This is a genomic window from Paracoccus aestuariivivens, assembly GCF_009711225.1.
Taxonomy (GTDB): domain Bacteria; phylum Pseudomonadota; class Alphaproteobacteria; order Rhodobacterales; family Rhodobacteraceae; genus Paracoccus; species Paracoccus aestuariivivens.
In genome coordinates, this window is the sequence record NZ_WMIE01000005.1 from 196,953 (window position 1) to 211,230 (window position 14,278).

General features: G+C 60.1%; 16 protein-coding genes. 13 read left to right on the forward strand and 3 right to left on the reverse strand.

Annotated elements, in window-relative coordinates:
- From GL286_RS11190 to GL286_RS11210, 5 genes are all read left to right on the forward strand, one after another.
- On the forward strand, positions 1–354 hold the full coding sequence (locus tag GL286_RS11190) for a YbaN family protein (protein WP_155095644.1): 354 nt from the start codon (positions 1–3) through the stop codon (positions 352–354).
- A gap of 104 nt (positions 355–458) precedes the next feature.
- Entirely contained in the window at positions 459–1,043 is a 585-nt protein-coding gene (gfa, locus tag GL286_RS11195; RefSeq protein WP_155095645.1) for an S-(hydroxymethyl)glutathione synthase, read from the forward strand.
- Between the two features lie 132 nt (positions 1,044–1,175).
- Positions 1,176–2,303 carry an S-(hydroxymethyl)glutathione dehydrogenase/class III alcohol dehydrogenase gene (locus GL286_RS11200; RefSeq protein WP_155095646.1) on the forward strand — a complete coding sequence of 376 codons (1,128 nt, stop codon included), beginning with the start codon at positions 1,176–1,178 and terminating at the stop codon, positions 2,301–2,303.
- A 79-nt stretch (positions 2,304–2,382) separates the two neighbouring features.
- Positions 2,383–3,021 carry an ATP-dependent Clp protease proteolytic subunit gene (locus tag GL286_RS11205; RefSeq protein WP_155095647.1) on the forward strand — a complete coding sequence of 213 codons (639 nt, stop codon included), beginning with the start codon at positions 2,383–2,385 and terminating at the stop codon, positions 3,019–3,021.
- On the forward strand, positions 3,018–3,530 hold the full coding sequence (locus GL286_RS11210) for a GNAT family N-acetyltransferase (protein WP_155095648.1): 513 nt from the start codon (positions 3,018–3,020) through the stop codon (positions 3,528–3,530). Before GL286_RS11205 ends, GL286_RS11210 begins: the two co-directional genes overlap by 4 nt.
- Positions 3,531–3,537: 7 nt before the next feature.
- Here GL286_RS11210 and GL286_RS11215 read toward each other — a convergent pair whose 3' ends face one another.
- Positions 3,538–4,647, reverse strand: coding sequence for a BamA/TamA family outer membrane protein (locus GL286_RS11215; protein ID WP_155095649.1), 1,110 nt, complete (start codon positions 4,645–4,647; stop codon positions 3,538–3,540).
- 254 nt (positions 4,648–4,901) lie between these two features.
- On the opposite strand from GL286_RS11215, the gene fghA reads away from it, so the two are divergent.
- The 5 genes from fghA (at position 4,902) to GL286_RS11240 (ending at position 9,835) form a co-directional block, all read left to right on the forward strand.
- Positions 4,902–5,735 (forward strand): S-formylglutathione hydrolase, encoded by an 834-nt coding sequence (gene fghA, locus GL286_RS11220; protein ID WP_155095650.1) that lies wholly within the window; start codon positions 4,902–4,904, stop codon positions 5,733–5,735.
- A 184-nt stretch (positions 5,736–5,919) separates the two neighbouring features.
- Positions 5,920–7,722: a methanol/ethanol family PQQ-dependent dehydrogenase gene (locus GL286_RS11225; protein WP_155095651.1), complete on the forward strand. Its 1,803-nt coding sequence runs from the start codon at positions 5,920–5,922 to the stop codon at positions 7,720–7,722.
- Positions 7,723–7,830: 108 nt separating this feature from the next.
- Positions 7,831–8,493, forward strand: a complete 663-nt coding sequence (locus GL286_RS11230; protein WP_155095652.1) for a c-type cytochrome, methanol metabolism-related — start codon at positions 7,831–7,833, stop codon at positions 8,491–8,493.
- Positions 8,493–9,308, forward strand: a complete 816-nt coding sequence (locus GL286_RS11235; protein ID WP_425496095.1) for a substrate-binding domain-containing protein — start codon at positions 8,493–8,495, stop codon at positions 9,306–9,308. The genes GL286_RS11230 and GL286_RS11235 overlap by 1 nt, the downstream gene beginning before the upstream one ends.
- Entirely contained in the window at positions 9,305–9,835 is a 531-nt protein-coding gene (locus tag GL286_RS11240; RefSeq protein WP_155095654.1) for a PQQ-dependent catabolism-associated CXXCW motif protein, read from the forward strand. The genes GL286_RS11235 and GL286_RS11240 overlap by 4 nt, the downstream gene beginning before the upstream one ends.
- Here the strand turns inward: GL286_RS11240 and GL286_RS11245 are convergent.
- Together GL286_RS11245 and GL286_RS11250 are read right to left on the reverse strand one after the other, a co-directional pair.
- Entirely contained in the window at positions 9,816–10,739 is a 924-nt protein-coding gene (locus tag GL286_RS11245; protein ID WP_155095655.1) for a YncE family protein, read from the reverse strand. The two genes, GL286_RS11240 and GL286_RS11245, sit on opposite strands and share 20 nt — an antisense overlap.
- Complete coding sequence (locus tag GL286_RS11250; protein WP_155095656.1) at positions 10,736–11,287, reverse strand: SRPBCC family protein; 552 nt, start codon at positions 11,285–11,287, stop codon at positions 10,736–10,738. Before GL286_RS11250 ends, GL286_RS11245 begins: the two co-directional genes overlap by 4 nt.
- A gap of 201 nt (positions 11,288–11,488) precedes the next feature.
- On the opposite strand from GL286_RS11250, the gene GL286_RS11255 reads away from it, so the two are divergent.
- From GL286_RS11255 to GL286_RS11265, 3 genes are read left to right on the forward strand one after another with little or no spacing between them, the layout of a single operon-like run.
- The gene (locus GL286_RS11255) at positions 11,489–12,685 is read left to right on the forward strand and encodes an ABC transporter substrate-binding protein (protein WP_155095657.1); all 1,197 of its coding nucleotides are present in this window, start codon (positions 11,489–11,491) and stop codon (positions 12,683–12,685) included.
- A gap of 8 nt (positions 12,686–12,693) precedes the next feature.
- Positions 12,694–13,668 carry a YVTN family beta-propeller repeat protein gene (locus GL286_RS11260; RefSeq protein ID WP_155095658.1) on the forward strand — a complete coding sequence of 325 codons (975 nt, stop codon included), beginning with the start codon at positions 12,694–12,696 and terminating at the stop codon, positions 13,666–13,668.
- Positions 13,669–13,693: 25 nt separating this feature from the next.
- Positions 13,694–14,260, forward strand: a complete 567-nt coding sequence (locus GL286_RS11265; protein WP_155095659.1) for a cupredoxin domain-containing protein — start codon at positions 13,694–13,696, stop codon at positions 14,258–14,260.
- Positions 14,261–14,278: the final 18 nt, after the last annotated feature.

Here is a 14,278-nt window from a genome sequence, read left to right on the forward strand (position 1 = left end):
ATGCGTTTCCTTTGGCTTGCCGTTGGTTGGCTATCCCTGACAATCGGTGTGATCGGAGCGATTCTGCCGGTCATGCCGACCGTACCGTTTCTTTTGGTGGCCGTTTGGGCCTTTGCGAAATCCTCTCCGCGACTTGGCGCGCGGATCATGCGCCATCCGACCTTTGGTCCGCCCATCCGCGATTGGCGCAAGCGCGGGGTGGTGGGGCGGTCTGCTAAAATCTGGGCTACGCTGGCTATGGGCTGTGGTGTGGGCTGGTCACTATGGCTAGGCCTTGATCCCCGCCTGATTGCTGGACAGGCCTTGATCTGTAGCGCCGTCGCGCTTTGGCTGGTCACCCGTCCCGAGGTCTGATCCCAAGGATTACAACCTTTTGCCCACTTGTGTGCCCGACTACGCAGCGCAAACTGCGCTCACTGAGGCCGGTCTGGGCCCAGGGTCTATCGGGAGGGAAGACCATGAGCGACACTTCCGGGGTAAAGATTCACCCCGCTGTTGATAACGGCATCAAACCGGCCACGCCAGGCTTCGCGGGCGGCGAGCTTCATTGCAAATGCACGTCGAATCCGGTTCGCGTGGCGGTAAAGTCCCAAACCGCCCATAATCACGTCTGCGGCTGCACAAAATGCTGGAAGCCCGATGGTGCCGTCTTCTCGCAGATCGCTGTCGTTGGCCGTGATTCGGTCGAGGTTATCAGCGGCGCCGAGAAGCTCGAGATCGTGAATGCTGACGCTCCGATCCAGCGCTACCGCTGCAAGGATTGCGGCGTGCATATGTATGGCCGCATCGAAAATACCGGACATCCGTTCTACGGGCTGGATTTCGTCCATACCGAACTGTCCGATCAGGGCGGCTGGTCTGCACCCGAATTTGCCGCATTCGTCAGCTCGATCATTGAATCCGGTGTCGATCCCAGCCGCATGGCGGGCATCCGCGCGCGTCTTAAAGAACTGGGGCTCGAGCCCTATGACGCGCTTTCGCCGCCGCTGATGGACGCCATCGCGACGCATATTGCCAAGAAATCTGGCGCACTCCCGGCTTGACGATAGCGGCTTGAATGGCAAGCAGGGGGTCGGTCAATCCGGCCCCCGATGCCATGACAATGCCATGCGATGGGGTTACGCCATGACCAGACATTCAGCAGGCCGTCAGGCCGACACGGAAGGAGACTTGAAATGAGAACACGTGCAGCCGTCGCCCTCGAGGCAGGCAAGCCGCTGGAGGTCATGGAAGTGAACCTTGAAGGCCCGAAGGCCGGAGAGGTCATGATCGAGATCAAGGCGACCGGCATCTGCCATACCGACGAATTCACCCGCTCGGGCGCCGATCCCGAAGGCCTGTTCCCCGCGATCCTTGGCCATGAAGGCGCGGGCGTCGTGGTCGAGGTCGGCCCGGGCGTCACCTCGGTCAAGGTGGGCGATCACGTCATTCCGCTTTACACGCCGGAATGCCGCCAATGCGCGTCCTGCCTCTCGGGCAAGACCAACCTTTGCACTGCGATTCGCGCGACGCAGGGGCAGGGGCTGATGCCGGACGGGACCTCGCGCTTCTCGATGCTGGATGGCACGCCGATCCATCACTACATGGGTTGCTCGACCTTCTCGAACTACACCGTCCTGCCGGAGATCGCCGTGGCGAAGGTTCGCGGGGACGCGCCCTTCGACAAGATCTGCTATATCGGCTGCGGCGTCACCACCGGCATCGGTGCGGTGATCAACACCGCCAAGGTCGAGATCGGCGCGAAAGCGGTCGTCTTCGGTCTGGGCGGCATTGGTCTGAACGTAATTCAGGGCCTGCGTCTTGCCGGTGCCGACATGATCATCGGCGTCGACCTGAACGACGACAAGAAGGGCATGGCCGAGCATTTCGGCATGACCCATTTCATCAACCCGAAGAACACCGACAATGTCGTGCAGGAAATCGTCAACATGACGAAGACCCCGTTCGACCAGATCGGCGGCGCGGATTACAGCTTCGACGCCACCGGGAACACCAAAGTCATGCGCGATGCGCTGGAATGCACCCATCGCGGCTGGGGCCAGTCTGTCATCATCGGCGTGGCCGCTGCGGGCGCAGAAATCAGCACCCGTCCGTTTCAGCTGGTCACCGGTCGCGTCTGGAAGGGCACGGCATTCGGTGGCGCACGTGGCCGGACCGATGTTCCTAAAATTGTCGACTGGTACATGGACGGAAAGATCGAGATCGACCCGATGATCACCCACACAATGCCGCTGGAAGACATCAACAAAGGCTTCGACCTGATGCATTCCGGCGAGTCGATTCGCTCGGTCGTCCTTTACTGATCGGTAACGGCTGCTTAGTTAAAAGGACGGCGGGGCCGCTTGGTCCCGCCGTCGCCATAAGGAAACAAGGAGCAGGCCGATGCGTCACCAATGGCTCAACGATGACGATGACGACGATGATGACGACGATCAGCCGCAAAAAGGCGAAAAAGACGAGGGTCTCGGCCTGCCCGAGGGCGACAAGATCGGCAAGCTTTACTTCAAATCGCGCACTGTAATCGTCGCAGGTCCGATCAACGACAAGCTGGCGCAGCGCACTGTTGCGCATCTTCTGGCCTTGGCCGAGGACAGCGACAAACCGATCAACATGCTGATCTCGTCTCCGGGTGGTCATGTGGAATCGGGCGATATGATCCATGACGTGATCAAGTTCATCCGTCCCACCGTCCGCACCATCGGCTCGGGTTGGGTGGCCTCGGCTGGCGCGCTGATCTTTGTCGCGGCGAAAAAGGAAAACCGCTTCTGCCTGCCGAACACGCGCTTCCTGATCCACCAGCCCTCGGGCGGGATTGGCGGCACGTCCTCGGACATGATGATCCAGGCCGAGCAGGTTCGCCTGATGCGCGACCGCCTGAACCAGATCTTTGCCGAGGCGACCGGCCAGCCGATCGAGCGGATCGAGAAAGACACCCAGCGCGACTTCTGGTTGAACACGCAAGAGGCGCTAGATTACGGTCTGCTGGGCAAGGTCATCCGCACCGTGGATGAGCTGAAATGACTACCGATAATCGCGGGGTGGTGATCCGCCCCGCGACCTCTGACGATCACGACGCGATCTGGACGATTCTGGAACCGGTCTATCGGGCGGGCGAAACCTATTGCATCCCGACCGACATCACGCGCGAGGATGCGCTGGCGGACTGGTTCGCCGCGCCTTTCAGCGCGTTTGTGGCGGAACTGGATGGGCGCATTCTGGGGATCAGCCATGTGGGCCGCAATCGCCCCGGTCCGGCCAGCCATGTCGCCAATGCGAGCTTCGCGACCCATCCCGATGCCCGCGGTCGCGGCATCGCGCGGGCTTTGGTCACCCACGCCAAGGATTGGGCGCGTGGTCAGGGGTTCCGGGCGATGCAGTTCAACTTCGTCGTCTCGACCAATGCCGATGCCGTGCATTCGTGGCAAAAGGCGGGATTTGAAATCGTCGGCCGCTTGCCGGGGGCATTTCTCCACCCGCGTCTGGGCTATGTCGATGCCTTGGTCATGTTCAACGACCTGACCGCAGAGTGATCTGCGGTCAGTCCATCGCGCGGCCCCATGCGTGGCCGAACTGGATGTAAAAGATCGATTCCTCGGGGCCTTTCGCGACATCCAGCCCGACATCCAGCCCGATCTTGCGGGCAAGCTTGTAGCGCACACCCAGACCATAGGTCCAAATATCGTCGGCTGGCTCGTATAGTTTCGAATCCGAGACATAGGTTTCGCCATAGCCGCCGAACACAACACCGGCCCAACGGTCGGTGAACTGCTTGCGGATCTCGGCCTCGGCGCTGTAGGCGGCATCGCCCGAATAGCGCCCCGACTGCACACCGCGTAAATCGACATGTGGCGAGGTGAAGAACGGATTGTTGCCGTCAGTCCACTTGTATTTGTTCATGATGCCGAAGGTCCAATCGTCACCGAAGCTGCTGAAACTGGTCAACACGGCCTGACCGATCTTGAAATTGGCGTCGCTGCCGAAGGCATCATCATAGATATCGTATCTGAGCGAACCGTTGATGCCCTCGGTCGGCGAGATGGGATTGTTGCGGGTGTCATAATGCAGCGACGCGCCTAGCGCGATATATTGTTGGGAATCGAAGAGGTTGTTGATGTAGTCGCGCACTTGGGTCGCGACCGGCCCCAGATCGGCATCCTCGCCGATCGACAGGTCGGTCTTGCGATAGACAAAGCGTGGTCCGGCCCAGAAGTCCGACTCGCCTAGCCGCATCCGGGCATTGGCGAAGGCGGCGACGTTTTTGTTGGAATAATCGACGGATTGGTCCAGTCCGAAGGGGAAAATCGGAATGGTCATGTCCGCGACACCAGCGCCGTATTTATACCGGATCGTGCCGTCCCGCATGTTTCCGCTATGCAGGACGCCCCCTGCGGTCGAGCCGTTGCCGGTGCGCGAAATTCCGATCATGGTCCGCGATGGTTGTCGGCCCGGAGCAGTCGGCGTGCCGATGAACTGGCCGATAATCCCGAAACCGCCATCGACGGCAGGCTCGGTGATAATGACGGGAACGGGAACAAATCCGCCACGGGCAAGAAAGGCCGAGGCGTCGATGTAGTTGTCCTCGGGGTCGACAAATATCGAGAAATCGAAGGCCGTTGCGTTTTCGGCGATCCCGAAGGTGGCGATCAAAGCGAGTATCCTTAGGCCGGCTGGTAGTGATCTGCTTGTCGTGGACATCCGGGGCCCTTTCGCCGATTACTCCCGAGACGTTAGCATAATATGTCCAAGGGTTAAGTGACGGGGCGGATTTCTTCTGTTGCGTGACGCTCAGGCCACGCGATGGCACAGGCCATTCGTTGCAGAACCGAAGATTTCCGGTTGCCCGACACCGCCGCATGATTTCGAGTGGCGCCAGCATCCAATCTGCCTGAAGGGAAAGACAGATGAAGTACGAAACCGTTTCCGAGAACCGCAGCTTCGGTGGCACGCAGGGCGTTTATCGCCACAAATCACAGACGACCGGAACCGACATGACCTTTGCGGTTTATCTGCCTCCGGCGGCGCAATACGGTAAGGTTCCGGTTCTGTGGTATCTGTCCGGCCTGACCTGCACGCATGAGAATGCGATGACCAAGGCGGGTGCGCAGGAATGGGCATCCGAATACGGCATAGCGCTGATTTTCCCTGATACCAGCCCGCGCGGCGAAGGCGTTGCCAATGACGATGCCTATGATCTGGGGCAGGGAGCGGGGTTCTATGTCGATGCAACCGAAACGCCTTGGGCGCCGCATTTCAAGATGTGGCACTATATAACGCATGAACTGCCCGAACTGGTTTTCAACAATTTCCAGCTGGATCGCGACGCGCAGGGTATCACCGGACATTCGATGGGCGGGCATGGCGCCTTGACCATCGCGATGACTTTTCCTGAACGCTACAAATCGGTCTCGGCCTTCGCGCCGATTGCGAATCCAACGGAATCCGACTGGGGCCGCAAACAATTTACGGCCTATCTTGGCGCGGATAAATCGGGATGGTCGAAACATGATTCGACCATTCTCATGCGCGAAAAGGGTTATCCGGGCGAGGTTCTGATAGATCAGGGCGCAAGCGATCAGTTCCTGAACCTGCTCAAGCCCGAAGCCTTGGCCCATGCGATGATGGAACGCCGTCAACCCGGCGAATTCCGTATGCAGGAAGGCTACGATCACAGCTATTTCTTCGTGCAAACCTTCATGCCCGATCACATCCGTTGGCATGCGGAACGGCTTGCCTGATCAAGTGACTATCCCCCCGCGCGAATGCGGGGGGAATTCCCTGCCGATATACCAAGTTTCCCTAAGACTTTGGTGTGACGCATCAGTCCCCTTCGTTGACGCAATGAATTGGCGGTCCGAACACTTGGGCTGGGATGGCCAACCGCGAGGAGGAGTCGCGCTGGCCAGCTAGTGGAGGGATATCATGAAAAGACTGCTGCAAGGCGCCACCATGGCGCTGCTCTTGTCTGGCTCTTCGGTGCTGGCCAATGACAGCGTCCTTGCCGAGGTTGGAAAACCTGGACAATGGGCAATCCAGACCGGCGATTACGCGAACACGCGTTATTCGACGCTGGATTCGATCAATAAGGACAACGTTAAGGACATGCGTGTTGCATGGACCTTCTCGACCGGTGTCCTGCGCGGGCATGAAGGCTCGCCGCTGGTTATCGGCGATGTGATGTATGTCCATACGCCGTTCCCCAACAACATTTTCGCGCTCGACCTGAAAGACGGCGGCAAGATCCTGTGGCGCTACGAGCCGCAACAGGACCCGAACGTGATCGCGGTGATGTGCTGCGACACCGTCAGCCGCGGTCCGGCCTATGCCGATGGCATGATCATCTTCCATCAGGCCGACACGACCCTGATCGCGCTGGATGCGAAAACCGGCGAGTTGAAATGGTCGGTCAAGACCGGCGATCCGGCGATTGGTGAGACCAACACCGCAACGGTAATGCCGGTCAAGGACAAGGTGATCGTCGGTGTCTCCGGTGGTGAATACGGCGTGCGCGGTCGCGTGACGGCTTATAACCTCGCGGACGGCAAAGAGGTCTGGAAGGCCTACTCGACCGGCCCCGACGCCGAAATGCTGGTCGATCCCGAAAAGACCATGGTGCTTGGCAAGCCGATCGGCGCTGACAGCTCGCTGAAAAGCTGGGAAGGCGATCAGTGGAAGATCGGTGGCGGCACTACATGGGGCTGGTACTCGTACGATCCTGAACTGAACCTTGTTTATTACGGCACCGGTAACCCGTCGACCTGGAACCCGGCGCAGCGTCCAGGTGACAACAAATGGTCGATGACCATCATGGCCCGCGACGCCGATACCGGTATGGCCAAATGGTTCTACCAGATGACGCCCCATGATGAATGGGACTTCGACGGCGTCAACGAGATGATCCTGACCAACCAGGCCATCGACGGGACGGAACGCAAGCTGCTGACCCACTTCGACCGGAACGGTCTGGGCTACACCTTGGATCGCGAAAGCGGTGAATTGCTGGTCGCCCAGAAATACGATCCGGCGGTGAACTGGACAACCGGCGTCGACATGGATCCGAATTCGGAAACCTTTGGCCGGCCGGCTGTGGTGGCGCAGTACTCGACCGAACAGAACGGTGAGGACACCAACTCGACCGGCATCTGTCCGGCCGCGCTTGGGACCAAGGACCAGCAGCCCGCGGCCTTCTCGCCCAAGACCAACCTGTTCTATGTCCCGACCAACCACGTCTGCATGGACTACGAGCCGTTCCGCGTGGCCTATACCGCCGGACAGCCCTATGTCGGTGCGACCTTGTCGATGTATCCCGCGCCGAACAGCCATGGCGGCATGGGTAACTTCATCGCCTGGGACAACACCAAGGGCGAGATCAAGTGGTCGCTGCCCGAGCAGTTCTCGGTCTGGTCCGGCGCTTTGGCAACCGCAGGCGACATCGTCTTCTACGGCACGCTGGAAGGTTACCTGAAAGCGGTCGATGCCGAGACGGGCAAAGAGCTTTACAAGTTCAAGACCCCGTCGGGCATCATCGGCAACGTCATGACCTATGAAAGCGGCGGCAAGCAATATGTCGCGGTGCTTTCGGGTGTCGGTGGTTGGGCTGGTATCGGTCTGGCCGCAGGTCTGACCAACCCGAACGAAGGTCTGGGTGCGGTGGGTGGCTATGCCGCCTTGTCGCAATATACTGAGTTGGGCGGACAGCTGACTGTGTTCGAACTGCCGGGCTGACCTCATACTTTGGTGCAGAATACCAAACTGTGACTCGAAAAGGGCCGTTCCAAGGGTAACTTGGAGCGGCCTCGCCTTTCGTAAAGGCGGGTAAGGGAGGAAGAATTCATGATCAACAGGACGACCGCCAGACTGATGGCGATCTGTGTCGCATGTGTTGCGACGACCGCCATGGCCCAGACGGCCGTTGCGCAGGACAATACGACGCCTCCGGCTCAGGCGGGGGCGGGTGCGGCTGCGGCGACCTCGGGCAATGCGCCCGTAGCGGCACCCGCCGGAGATGCCCCAGTGGTCAAGGCCGAGGGCGGAAAGCTGGTGCTGCCCAACGGTCAGGACATGACCCCCGACCACATGGAGAACGGGCGCTGGTACAACAGCGAGGGCATCCCGACCTTCAAGACTGCCGAGGACGGCACCATCGATTACGCGACCTTCTCGGGGTATCGGCGCTATTCAGCGGAATGCCACGTCTGTCATGGTCCGGATGGCGAGGGGTCGACCTATGCACCGGCGCTGAAGAACTCGGTTCTGACGATGGATTACTACCAGTTCCAAGAGATCGTCGCCTCGGGCAAGCAAGAGGTCAGCAAGGCGAACAACCTTGTGATGCCGGCATTCGGCACCAACAAGAACGTCTGGTGCTATATCGACGATATCTACGTCTATCTTCTGGCGCGTGGCGCTGGCGATCTGCCGCGCGGTCGTCCGGCCAAGAAAGAAGCGAAGTCCGACGATTTCACGACGCAGGAAAATTCCTGCATGGAAGGATGATGAGACATCACATTCTGCCAGCCATAGCGGCGGCCTGCCTAGCGGTTTCGACCGCTTCGGCGCAGGTCGCCGATCTGCGCTCTCATACCGAATTCAGGGTCTGCGCCGATCCGGCGGCGGTTCCGATGTCGTCCGAGGATGGCAAGGGATTCGAAAACAAGCTTGCCGCCTTTATGGGAGAAAAGCTTGGAATGCCGGTGACATATACCTGGTTTCCGCAAGGCTCGGGGTTCATTCGCAAGACCCTGCGGGCGGGGCTTTGCGACATTGTCATGGGTTACGCCCAAGGCGACGAAATGGTTCTGAACACGAACCATTATTATACCTCGGCCTATGGCATCGTGACCCGCAAGGATAGTCCCTTGGCATCGGTCGATACGCTTGAAGATCCCGCGCTCAAGGATCAGCCGATCGGCGTTGTGGCGGGTACGCCTCCGGCAACGAATATGGCGCGGGCGGGTTTGGCCAAAAACATGAAGGGCTGGGATCTGTTCGTTGATCGTCGGGTCGAGAACCCCGTCGGCGACATGCTGGCGCAGGTCAAATCCGGCGAGTTGGGTGCTGCCGTGCTGTGGGGGCCATTGGCCGGACCGTTGGTCAAGCAGAACCCCGATCTGCAGTTCACCCCGCTTCTCAAGGAAACCACCGGCCCCAAGATGTTCTATCGCATCACCATGGGGGTCCGTCTGGGTGAGGATGCCTGGAAACGTGAGTTGAACAGCTTGATCCGCCGCAATCAGGCCGAAATCGACGCGATCCTGCGCGATGCGGGTGTGCCGATCCTTGATGATTACGGCAAGGAACTGAAGCAATGAATTTTTTGGCTGCCATTTTATTGATCTTGGCAGCCGGATCGGCTGTCGCCGAAGTTGCCGAACCGCAGGGTTATCGTGGCGAACCCTATCGCGCCGGGGTGCCCGCCACCTTAACCGGTGCCAAGGTGGTCACTTTGCCCGAGGCGCAGCTTCTGCATCAGCAAGGAGTGCCTTTTCTGGACGTGATGCCGCGACAGAAGCGTCCCGCAGATTTGCCCGCAGGGACGATCTGGAACAGCCCGGCCCATCAAACCATTCCGGGCGCGGTCTGGCTTTATGACACCGGCTATGACCGTCTTGCTCCGGCCGAAGATGCCCGCCTGACAAAAGGGCTGGAGGACGCGACCAAGGGCGACAAATCCGCTCTGGTCGTGATCTTTTGCAAAACCGACTGCTGGATGAGCTGGAATGCAGCGAAACGCGCGGTCGCCATGGGATATTCCGGCGTCATCTGGTTTCCGGAAGGCTCGGACGGCTGGGAAAAAGCGGGTGGCACGCTGGTTCCGGCTAGTGCTGGCGACCCGTGAACTCTCCGAAGGCGCGCGGACCGTCCGGCAGGTCTAATTCGTGCGTGACCGATAGCGTCGCGGCATCGATCCAGACCAGATTGTTCGAATCCCAATGCGCCACCACGACGCCCGAACCATCGGGCAGAGCAGCGATCCCTTCGGGATAGTCTCCGGTTTCGAGCGTGGCGAGTTGCGCCCGTGTATCGGGATCAAAGACGGTCACGGTTCCCGCATATTGATTGGTCACGAAACCGCGTCCTTTGGCAAAAGCTATACCATAGGGGTGACTGCCGGTCGGGACTTGTCCGATCATCCTGCCTTGAACCGGATCGACGACGCTGACGGTATCGCTTCGCACATCAGCGGTCCATATCAGCCCCTTATGGAATGTTATCGCGTAGGGATGCTTCCCGACCTTGACCCGCACCCACAAATCGCCGGTTTCCGTGTCATAGACCGAGATCTGATCCTCGTCCCGATCCGCCGTAGCCACCAACCTGCCGTCAGTCGCCACGCCTGCAGGGGCCTTACCGGTCGGGACGGTCCAAAGCTGCTGCAACGACGCATCCAGCCGAAACAGACGCGCCTGATACCAATCGGTGACAAACACCCCTCCGTCTTTCGTTGCAGCCAGACCGAAGGCACCTTCGGGAAAGTCCTTGGTCAAGGTGACCGCGCCGCTTTCATCCAGCACCGTCAGCCTTCCGGTCTTGGCGGATATGACATAGGCCCGCTGATGGTCAGGATCATAAGCCACAGGGGCGGGCGCGCCCCCGACAGGGGTTTCGGCCAGTATCTTGCCGGATTGCAGATTAATGACCGACACGGCATCCGCGTTCTGAGACGTCACGAAGGCCAGATCCGCAGCACCTGCCGATCCGGCCCACAGTCCGACCGCCAGCGCGGAAACTGCGCGGATCATTCGGCCTTGCCGAACCTTTCGGCCAGCGCATCCAGACCTGCCTGATAGATTCCGGTGACCGCAGCGATTGCCGCCTCGTCATTCTGATCGGCGGGCGGGTTGTTATTGGGGAAACCGCGATAGAAGCCGCCTTTCCAGCTGACCACCGCTTTGCCCGCATCGTCCTTGACGCAAATCGTCGAGGCATAGTTCGTGACCGGCAGGACCGAGACTTCGACCGCTTCGATCCGGTATCCGTAGCAGCGCTTGTCGGGCTGAATCTTGGACAGGATCTCGGTGATGGTAGGGTCGCCGGCTTCGGCTTTCAGATGCAAGACCCGTTCGGATTTCTCGGGTTGGTCGACCGAGCCATCGCCCTTGATCTCGACTTTATCGACTGCGGGATGCCAGCTCATATCCTCGAACTTGCCGATTGCGGCCCATACCTCGTCGGGCGAGGCGTTCAATTTCTGATCCAGCTCCAGCTTCAGCCGCACCGGACCATGGGCATGTGCCGCACCCGCCAGCGCCATCGTCGCGCCAAGTGTCATGGCCAGAAATCGGTTCATCTTGCAGTCTCCTCCGGTAAGGCGCGGGGCGGGCCTTTGGACCCGCAGCGATAGTGCGCCTGATATCCGGACCTTGCCCCGCAGCGTCCGGTTGCGTCCATACGACAAACGTATCGGGTGATTTTCCCCGAGTCGGGTCGGGGTCTTTGCCGGGTTGGCGCGGGCCGTTTCCCCCGCCATGATGCCTAGGGGAGGACGGTCATGAAGGGCAGAATCATCATACTTTTGGCGGGGTTGTCTGCAACTGCCCCTGCCAATGCGCAGCAGCCAGCCGCGCAGAAAACGGTTCAGACCGTGCAGGCTGCAGTGCTGCGCGTCGATATGCCGGAACTGCCGCCGATCTCGCGTCTGGACACTCCGCCCGGGGATCTGGGTTTCGCCGGTGCGAGGCTCGCGATCGAGGACAATGACACCACGGGTCGCTTCATGGGGCAGGACTTTGACGCCACCGAGATCACGGCGACGCCCGAAACTGCCAGCGCGGAACTGGACAAGCTGCTGGCCGAAGGCGTCAGCTTCGTCGTGACGCTGGCAAACGAAGAGCAGACCCTGAAACTGGCGGATCAGGCGGGCGACAAGGCGCTGATCTTCAATGCCCGCGCGCGGGGGGATCGTCTGCGCGGGGCGGATTGCCGCTTCAACATGATTCACACCGCGCCCAGCCACGCCATGTTGGCCGATGGGCTGGCACAGTTCCTGATGTGGAAAAAATGGACGAACTGGTTCCTGATCGCAGGCAGCCACCCCGAGGATATCGCGCTGGCGGATGCCTATCGCCGCGCGGCAACCAAATTCGGGGCGAAGATCGTCGAGGAACGAACCTACGAAGATACCGGCGGTGGGCGGCGCTCGGATAGCGGCCATGTGCAGGTCCAGCAGCAAATGCCGGTATTCACTCAACGTGCCAAGGAACACGATGTCGTTGTGGCGGCGGATGAGGCGGGGATTTTCGCGCCATGGCTGCCCTATCAGACATGGGACCCGCGGCCGGTGACGGGTTCGGCGGGTCTGGTACCGCATAGTTGGCATCCCGCGCTGGAGGCTTGGGGCGCGACGCAATTCCAGAACCGTTTCGAAAAACTCGCCACCCGCCGTATGTGGGACGAGGATTACCAGACATGGCTTGCCTTGCGCATGATCGGCGAGGCCGCAACGCGGACCCAAAGCACCGATGCGCCCATGCTCAAGGAATTCATGCTTTCTGACAAGTTCGAGGTCGCGGGTTTCAAGGGTCAGAAACTGACGATGCGCGACTGGGACCACCAGCTGCGTCAACCGATCCTGCTGACCACCGGAGACGTGACCGCCTCGGTCAGTCCGCAGGACCAATATCTGCACCAGACCTCGGCGCTGGACACGCTGGGCATCGACCGTCCCGAAACCCAATGCAAATTCTGAGGCCACAGATGAAACATCTTTCGACTGCCATCCTGACCTCGGCGATCTGCCTTGGGCTGGGAAGCCCCGCGCTGGCGAACCGCGTTTTCGTCAGCAACGAAAAGGGCAATGACGTCACAGTTCTGGATAGCACCACGCTCGAGGTGATCGGTCATTACCCCGTCGGCGCCCGTCCCCGTGGCATTACCATCAGCCCAGACGGCAAGGAGTTGTATGTCTGCGCCTCGGATGACGATCTGGTGCGGGTCTTCAACCCCGAAACCATGGAGGAAATGCACACGCTGCCTTCTGGGCCGGACCCCGAACTGTTCGTGCTGCACCCGTCGGGCAATCCGCTTTACATCGCGAACGAGGACGACAACCTTGTGACCGTGGTCGATACCAAGACCCACAAGATGTTGGCGGAAATTCCGGTGGGCGTCGAACCCGAGGGCATGGGGATCAGTCCCGATGGCAAGGTGGTCATCAACACCTCGGAAACCACCAATATGGCGCATTTCATCAACAGCGAAACCTACGAGATTTTCGCCAACGTCCTCGTCGACAGCCGCCCCCGCTTTGCTCAATATAATGACGCCGGAACAAAGCTTTACGTCAGCGCCGAGATCGGCGGTACGGTCAGCGTCATCAATCCCGAAACGCAGGCCATCGAGAAGAAGATCACCTTCGACATTCCCGGCGTTCTGCCCGAGGCGATCCAACCCGTCGGCGTACGCGTGACCAAGGATGGCAAAAAGGTGTTCGTGGCGCTTGGTCCGGCGAACCGCGTCGCGGTCATCAATGGCGAAACCGACGAGGTCGAGGATTACCTGCTGGTCGGCCAGCGCGTCTGGCAGATGGGCTTCACGCCGGATGAGAAATACCTGTTCACCACGAACGGTAACTCGAACGACGTCTCGGTGATCGACGTCGCCGAAAACAAGGTCGTGAAATCCGTCCCCGTGGGTCAGCAGCCTTGGGGCGTGGTGGTCGCGCCCAACTGAATAATCATAATCGGAGGAGGAAAACATGACACGATTGCTGACCATTCTGATGCTGATGGCGGGCCTTTCGGCCCCCGCCTATGCGCAGGAAACCCCGCCCGAGAAACCGGCTGATGCCGCCGCCAAGGCCGAAGCCGCCGAGATGGAGGAAGGCGAAGAAGAAGGCGAGGAGGAGGAGCAGACCGCCGCTGCCGAGGGAGTGCATGAGGCCGGCGCAAAGTTCGACTACGGCTTCTCGGGGATGCTGGCGCGTGACAACCGCGTCCAGCTTGCGCCCCTGACTTTGGCCTCGGGCAAGCCGGTCGCCAGCGCCGAATACAAGCTGAAATCGGGTGGCTATTACCGCATCGACATCACCGCTGACGGAAGTCAGGAACTGGCGCTTTCGGGCGGTGACTTCTTCCGCTCGGTCTGGGTCAACGAAATCGTCGTCAACGATATCGAGATCCGTCCGACGGGTGTGCATTCGCTGGAGTTCGACGATGCGGGCACGGCCACGATGAGTTTCGTTGCTATTGTTCCGGGACGTTATACGCTGTCCATTCCCGGTTCGCATGGCGAAACCCAGCAGGCCGTCTTCAACATCCAGTAACGCAAAAGGAGGTGCGGG

Excerpts from the sequence above, each read along its gene's own strand:
- GL286_RS11190 (WP_155095644.1), top strand. The coding sequence starts at position 1 with ATGCGTTTCCTTTGGCTTGCCGTTGGTTGGCTATCCCTGACAATCGGT.
- gfa (WP_155095645.1), top strand. The coding sequence starts at position 459 with ATGAGCGACACTTCCGGGGTAAAGATTCACCCCGCTGTTGATAACGGC.
- GL286_RS11200 (WP_155095646.1), top strand. The coding sequence starts at position 1,176 with ATGAGAACACGTGCAGCCGTCGCCCTCGAGGCAGGCAAGCCGCTGGAG.
- GL286_RS11205 (WP_155095647.1), top strand. The coding sequence starts at position 2,383 with ATGCGTCACCAATGGCTCAACGATGACGATGACGACGATGATGACGAC.
- GL286_RS11210 (WP_155095648.1), top strand. The coding sequence starts at position 3,018 with ATGACTACCGATAATCGCGGGGTGGTGATCCGCCCCGCGACCTCTGAC.
- fghA (WP_155095650.1), top strand. The coding sequence starts at position 4,902 with ATGAAGTACGAAACCGTTTCCGAGAACCGCAGCTTCGGTGGCACGCAG.
- GL286_RS11225 (WP_155095651.1), top strand. The coding sequence starts at position 5,920 with ATGAAAAGACTGCTGCAAGGCGCCACCATGGCGCTGCTCTTGTCTGGC.
- GL286_RS11230 (WP_155095652.1), top strand. The coding sequence starts at position 7,831 with ATGATCAACAGGACGACCGCCAGACTGATGGCGATCTGTGTCGCATGT.
- GL286_RS11235 (WP_425496095.1), top strand. The coding sequence starts at position 8,493 with ATGAGACATCACATTCTGCCAGCCATAGCGGCGGCCTGCCTAGCGGTT.
- GL286_RS11240 (WP_155095654.1), top strand. The coding sequence starts at position 9,305 with ATGAATTTTTTGGCTGCCATTTTATTGATCTTGGCAGCCGGATCGGCT.
- GL286_RS11245 (WP_155095655.1), bottom strand. The coding sequence starts at position 10,739 with ATGATCCGCGCAGTTTCCGCGCTGGCGGTCGGACTGTGGGCCGGATCG.
- GL286_RS11250 (WP_155095656.1), bottom strand. The coding sequence starts at position 11,287 with ATGAACCGATTTCTGGCCATGACACTTGGCGCGACGATGGCGCTGGCG.
- GL286_RS11255 (WP_155095657.1), top strand. The coding sequence starts at position 11,489 with ATGAAGGGCAGAATCATCATACTTTTGGCGGGGTTGTCTGCAACTGCC.
- GL286_RS11260 (WP_155095658.1), top strand. The coding sequence starts at position 12,694 with ATGAAACATCTTTCGACTGCCATCCTGACCTCGGCGATCTGCCTTGGG.
- GL286_RS11265 (WP_155095659.1), top strand. The coding sequence starts at position 13,694 with ATGACACGATTGCTGACCATTCTGATGCTGATGGCGGGCCTTTCGGCC.